The following is a 4,897-nucleotide window of genomic DNA, read 5'->3' on the forward strand; positions in this document are numbered from 1 at the left end:
CGTTCGGCACCAGACCGGTGCCGAACCGCCCGCTCTGCGTTGAACTGCGGGCCGGTTGATCGGTTCTTGCGAGACGGCCCGGCACCGGCAACGATCGCTATGCCGGCAGTTTCCGCTTGAGTCGGATGGCCGCGGTCAATCCCAGGGCAAGCGCGCCGGCGGCCGTGTAGGCGGCGGTGGAGGTGGCCGTCGTGAAGGACTCGCGTGCTCGTTCTCCGGCCGCATGGGTGGCGGGCTCGGCCAGTAGTGGCTGAATGGAGGTGCCAGCACTGTGCTGGACGGCGGACGCGACGGCGCTCGCTTGGGCGGGCGGGAGTCCGTCGGCCCGAAGACTGCGGGTGAGGTCGGCCGTCAGGGTGGCAAACAGAACGGTTCCCAGGACAGCAATGCCCAATGCTGATCCGATCTGCCGAGTGGTGCTCTGGATTCCCGAGCCCTGGCCTGACTGGTTGACGGGCACGTCAGCCAGGACCACACCCGTGATCTGGGCGGTGGCCCAGCCGACGCCGATGCCGTAGAGCAGGAGGAAGGGCGCCACCTGCCACCCGCCTCCGTGCGGCGAGAGGACCAGCCCGATGCCGGATACCCCGATCATCTCGCAGGTGATGCCGGCGAGGACGAGGTTCAGGGTTCCGATACGCGGCGCGAGGACCGCACCAAGACCGCTGGCGGCGAAGCTACCGATGGCGAGCGGCAGCAGCGCCAGGCCCGCCTGGAAGGCCGAGTAGCCGAGTACGTTCTGGAACCACAGGGGCAGGGAGAACAGGATCCCGAACTCACCCAGGCTGACAACGCCGGCCACGACGTTGCCGTTGCGGAACGATGGGACGGCGAAGAGCCGAAGGTCGAGCAGGGCTGTCCGGCCGTTCCGGTTGCGGCGGAGTTCGACGGCCACGAACAGGGCCAGGGACGCAAGGCCGGCTGCAAAGGCGATGGGAACGGGCGAGATCCCGCTGTCGAAGCGTGTGCCGAGAAGGGAGAACGGCTGCTCGGCGGCCCACCAGCCGTAGGTACGGCCCTCGATCAGGCCGAAGACGATGCCGGTGAACCCGAGAACCGACAGAACCGCACCGGCGAGGTCGACACCCCGTTCCGCCGTGTTGTCTCTGCTTTCGGCAACGAGCAGAAGGACACCGGCTGCCACGACCAGGCCGAGTGGGAGGTTGATGGCAAACGCCCAGCGCCAGGACAGGTGGGAGGTGAGCCAGCCGCCCAGCAGGGGTCCGAGCGCGGCAGTGCCTCCGATGGTCGAGCCCCAAATCGCGAAGGCCTGGGCGCGTTCGCGGCCCCGGAAGGTGGCGTTGATCAAGGAAAGCGACGTGGGGAGGATCATCGCTCCCCCCAGTCCCTGGAGAAGCCGGCCCCCGATCAGCATGGGTCCGCCGGCAGCCGTCGCGGCAACGGCGCTGGCAGCGACGAAGACCGCCGTACCGGTCAGGAACACCTTTCGTCGTCCGACGCGGTCTGCGGTGCGCCCGGCCAACAGGAGGAAGGAGGCGAACACGAGGGTGTAGGTCTCCTGCACCCACTGCGCATCGCTGGAGGTGATGTGCAGGTCGTTGATGATGCTGGGGATCGCGACGTTGACGATGGTGGAGTCGACGATGATCAGCGATACGCCGAGGCTGATGGCGACCAGGCCCCACCAGCGGTTGCCGTGGGAGGGTGGTGGGTTGCCTGCGGGAGTGGTGGGTGCCGTGCTCGTGGTGGCCATCGATTCCTCGAGGTGATCGCAGGGTTCTGGGGCTGGTCGGCCGGCAGGCCGTGCCTTCGCGGTGCAGCTCCCCGGGGGCCGTTCGGTGCGGGCGGGCCCCGGGGTCGCCCAGGTCAGCCGTGCTGGGCCTCGGACCGGTCGCCGGCAGTGGCGGTCTCGGGGCGGCTGGGCCACCAGAATCGGCGGCCGGCCAGAAGAACCAGGGCAGGGACCAGCACCGTGCGCACGAGCAGAGTGTCGAGAAGCACGCCGATGCCGACGATGACGCCGATCTGGGTGAGGGTGATGAGCGGGAGGACGCCGAGGACGGCGAAGACCGCGGCAAGGAGGATTCCCGCGCTGGTGATGACGCCGCCGGTGGAGGCGAGGGCGCGCAGCACAGCGCGGCGTGTGTCGTGTCCGGCGACGGTGTCCTCGCGGGTACGGGCGATGAGGAAGATGTTGTAGTCGACACCGAGGGCGACGAGGAAGAGGAAGGACAGCAGGGGCACGTTGGTGGCGAGTGCAGGGAAGTCGTAGACCGTGCGGAAGATGATCCAGCTGGCGCCGAGGGCCGCGAAGTAGGAGGCGATGACGGTGGCGACGAGCAGGAGGGGGGCGACGACGGCCCGGAGCAGGACGAGGAGAACGACCAGGACGATCGCGAGAACCAAGGGCACGACGATCCGGGTGTCGTGGGTGTTGGCGCGGGCGGTGTCGTAGTCCTCTGCGGTGCTGCCTCCGACCAGGGCGTCAGCGTGGGGGATCTCGGCGACGCCGTGGCGGAGCTGTCGGAGCGCTCGGTCGGAGGCGGCGGTGCCGGGAGCGGCGTCGAGGATGACGTCGGCGCGTGCCCAGCGCTCGGTGGCTCCGGCCGGCGTCACGGAGGCCACGCCGGGTACGCGCCGCGCGGCTTCGGCCACCTGGTCGGCGGCGGCGGTGGTCGAGACGAGGGTGAGGGGGTCGACGGCGCCGGCGGGCTGGACTGCTGCGAGGGTCCGTTGTCCGAGGACGGCTTCAGGGGTCTTGCGGAAGGAGTCGGCTTGGGCAAGGCCGGTCGTGAGGCCGAGCGCGCCGGAGGCCAGCAGCACCAGGACGGCGGTTCCGGCAAGGGCGATCCGGGCCGGACGCTTGGCGACGGCCCTGCCGATTCGGGACCACACGCCGCTCCGGTCCGCGGTGACAGGCTCACCGACCTTGGGGACCAAGGGCCAGAACAGCCAGCGGCCGGGAAGGACGAGTGCTGCGGGCAGGACAACCAGGCCGAACAGCATCGCGGTGAGGATGCCGATGGCGCCGGCGAAGCCGAGTCCGCGATTTCCGGTGAGCTCGGCGGCGAGCAGGGTGAGCAGGCTCAGAACCACAGTGGTGCCGCTGGCGATGACAGCTGGGGCCGTGCCGCGCCAGGCCCGCGCCATCGCGGCGAACCGGTTCTCGGTGAGGTGCAGTTCGTCCCGGTAGCGAGAGACGAGGAGGAGAGCGTAGTCGGTGCCGGCGCCGAAGACGAGGACCGACAGGATGCCGGCGGCGGACGCATCGACCTCGATGCCGGCGTGCGGGGCCAGGACGCCCACGAGGATGCCGGCCATGCGATCACCGGCTCCGACGACCATCAGCGGGACGAGCCAGAGGATGGGGCTTCGGTAGGTGATCAGCAGGAGCACGGCGACGACGGAGGCGGTTGCGATCAGCAGGTTGGTGTCGGCGCCGGCGAAGACCTTGGTGACGTCGGCGCGGAAGGCGGGTCCACCGGTGACCTGTGCCTGTAGTGGTGCAGGGAGGTCTTGGGAGGCGTCGTGGCGGATCCGATCAATCGTCGCGGTGTTCTCGTCGTCGCTTGCCCCGGTGGGCAGTAGCACGGCCACGGTGGCGACCTTGCCCTGGACCAGTTGCGGCCCGGCTGTGCCCGGCGTCAGACCGAGGGCGCCGAGCGGGGCGGCGCGCTCGCGGATGATGCTCTGCTGCGCGTCGGTGAGGGGGCTGTTGTCGGTATTGCTGTAGACCACGATCGCCGGTGCGGCTGCCCCTGAGGGGAACGTCTTGACGATCTCGGCGACTCGAGCGGACTGGGAGGAGGCCGGCAGACCGGTTCCGGTTGCCCTGGTGGTGGTGGCGTCGCTTGGTCCCAGGGCAAAGGCCGCTCCGAGGCCGATCACCGTCAGGAGCAGGACGAGCCAGGCGGTGGCGCGCGGACTTCGGAGGTAGGGGTCGCCGGCAGTCGGCGAGGTGGTGGACGTCCGTCCGGGACGACGGGTCAGGGAAGGGGACACAGCAACGCACCCTCGAAGTCGTTAAGTAGCTTAGCGATTTCTACCGTGTCAGACTTGGCCGCATGGCGCAACACCAGTCATTCGGAGCGAGCCCGGATCCGGATTCCCCTCAGACCCCGCCCGCAGGGCCGGCACCGGCCGGGGACGACCTCTCCGAGGCGCTGCGCGACGTGCTGACGCTGACACAGCTCGCGCGCTCGGAACTCGCGGAGCGCCTCGGCATGCCGCTCACCAACGTCGAGGCGGTCGAGCACGTGATCATGGCGAAGGGGGCGGGTGAGCCCATCGGCCCGGTGGAACTCGCCCGACGACTCGGCGTCACCAGTGCCGCGGGAACCCAGTCGGTCAACCGGCTCGTCGCCGAAGGGCACATGGTCCGCCGCCCCCACCTGCACGACCGCCGGCGTCAGACCCTGGACGTCACCGACACCGGACTCCGGCACGTCATGAGCGAGCTCGCACCACTTCTCATGCTGCTGTACCGGGCGTCCGACAACCTCAGCGAAGCAGAACGGGCGGGAGCGCAGAAGTACCTGGAGAACGTCGCCGCTGCCTACCGCACCTACCTGGCGCCTCCACCCTCGGAGTAGAGCCCGTTCGCCTCAAGCGAACACATCGTGCGGCGGGCCGGGCGAGCCGTGTCGCCCAGGCGCGTTCACGGCCGGCCCCCTGTCCGTCGCACCCGCACCTCACGAAGGGCGAGCGCCAGGGGGGGCTTCGGAGAGCGCCTGCCTCATACGAATGAGCCCACCGCGCATCCTCGTCCTGACCGTGCCGAGCGGCACGCCGGGACGTTCCACCGACTCGACGACTTCGTCGAACCCGGGCAGCACGAGAGTGCCCGCTCGCCTTCCGTCTGATCGCACGCCGCGGGGGCCGGACCCCCACCCGGGCCCCCGGCCCCACGGGGGCGGTGTGAGCCCGGAGCAGAAAA

At 70.0% G+C, this 4,897-nt stretch carries 3 protein-coding genes; 1 reads left to right on the plus strand and 2 read right to left on the minus strand.

All coding sequences use genetic code 11. The features are described from left to right. Nucleotides 1–97: 97 nt before the first annotated feature. Nucleotides 98–1,714 (minus strand): MFS transporter, encoded by a 1,617-nt coding sequence (locus ACFV0G_RS30835; protein ID WP_380555140.1) that lies wholly within the window; start codon nucleotides 1,712–1,714, stop codon nucleotides 98–100. Between the two features lie 113 nt (nucleotides 1,715–1,827). Continuing rightward, nucleotides 1,828–3,963: an MMPL family transporter gene (locus ACFV0G_RS30840; RefSeq protein WP_380555142.1), complete on the minus strand. Its 2,136-nt coding sequence runs from the start codon at nucleotides 3,961–3,963 to the stop codon at nucleotides 1,828–1,830. Between the two features lie 62 nt (nucleotides 3,964–4,025). On the opposite strand from ACFV0G_RS30840, the gene ACFV0G_RS30845 reads away from it, so the two are divergent. Further along, nucleotides 4,026–4,553 carry a MarR family winged helix-turn-helix transcriptional regulator gene (locus tag ACFV0G_RS30845; protein WP_380555144.1) on the plus strand — a complete coding sequence of 176 codons (528 nt, stop codon included), beginning with the start codon at nucleotides 4,026–4,028 and terminating at the stop codon, nucleotides 4,551–4,553. The last annotated feature ends 344 nt before the right edge of the window (nucleotides 4,554–4,897 follow it).

The sequence above is a fragment of the Kitasatospora sp. NPDC059571 genome, from assembly GCF_042735675.1.
In the GTDB taxonomy this organism is placed as follows: domain Bacteria; phylum Actinomycetota; class Actinomycetes; order Streptomycetales; family Streptomycetaceae; genus Kitasatospora.

Bases quoted from the DNA above. Each gene is read 5' to 3' on its own strand.
- ACFV0G_RS30835 (WP_380555140.1), bottom strand. From the start codon at position 1,714: ATGGCCACCACGAGCACGGCACCCACCACTCCCGCAGGCAACCCACCA.
- ACFV0G_RS30845 (WP_380555144.1), top strand. From the start codon at position 4,026: ATGGCGCAACACCAGTCATTCGGAGCGAGCCCGGATCCGGATTCCCCT.